Origin of the sequence: Thermoactinomyces sp. CICC 10521 (assembly GCF_016055135.1) — a bacterium.
Taxonomy (GTDB): Bacteria; Bacillota; Bacilli; order Thermoactinomycetales; family Thermoactinomycetaceae; genus Thermoactinomyces_A; species Thermoactinomyces_A daqus.
In genome coordinates, this window is record NZ_JAECVZ010000092.1 from 1 (window position 1) to 727 (window position 727).

A 727-nucleotide genomic window follows, 5' to 3' on the forward strand; every position below is an offset into this window, starting at 1 on the left:
GGGTGGCAAATGGTTCATTTCAGCATCTGATCCGTCATCAATAACTCGCTCCTTTTCTGCTGATCAAACAAGGATCGGTAATTTCCGGATTGACCGGACTAAAGCCTTTATTCGGTCCCCTGGCCAACATCTTGCCAAATGCCGGACAAAAATTGCGAAGAATGACAAAATAGGCGGCAATCTGATGGTGATGTCTCCCAAATGCGCGACAATTCCAGTGCAAGGGAAAGAGATAGTTCACATGTTGATAACCGGAAAGGAGCAGCTTCGGCACAATATCCCATTCGTTTGCCACTCTCAAACTCCGGGAAATGGCGCGGTTATAAGCGTTGACGAAGACAGAGTCGCCGGTTTTCGGAGAACCGAAAGTAATTACGACAGGTTTAACGGAAAAATTGAGTGCCAAGTCCAAAGCGGCCATGGTGGCGATTGCACCACCCATGCTGTGCCCGGTTACATAAACGGTTTTATGAGGAAATTTCCTGAGGCATTTAAGAACGGTTCCGATGATTTGCCTTCGCAGCGGAGGAATTTGGGGGTGAGAGGATCGCTGATACAGATCAGTCCAGCCGGAATGGGTTTTGCCAGGGCCGAAGGGGAAACGCTTTTGCGCGATTTGCAGATCAATGAGATTATCCTGGCTTGACTCAGAACCGCGCAGAACCACAACGATTCTTCTTTGCGAATGAGCAATAAATCCAATAACTTCCAATACTTTCAGCAAAGC

General features: G+C 47.9%; 1 protein-coding gene. It reads right to left on the reverse strand.

What is annotated here, in order from left to right:
• Positions 1 to 37: 37 nt before the first annotated feature.
• Positions 38 to 727, reverse strand: a 690-nt coding sequence (locus I8U17_RS18130; RefSeq protein ID WP_198060008.1) for a lipase family protein, incomplete at its 5' end; no start/stop codon positions are given.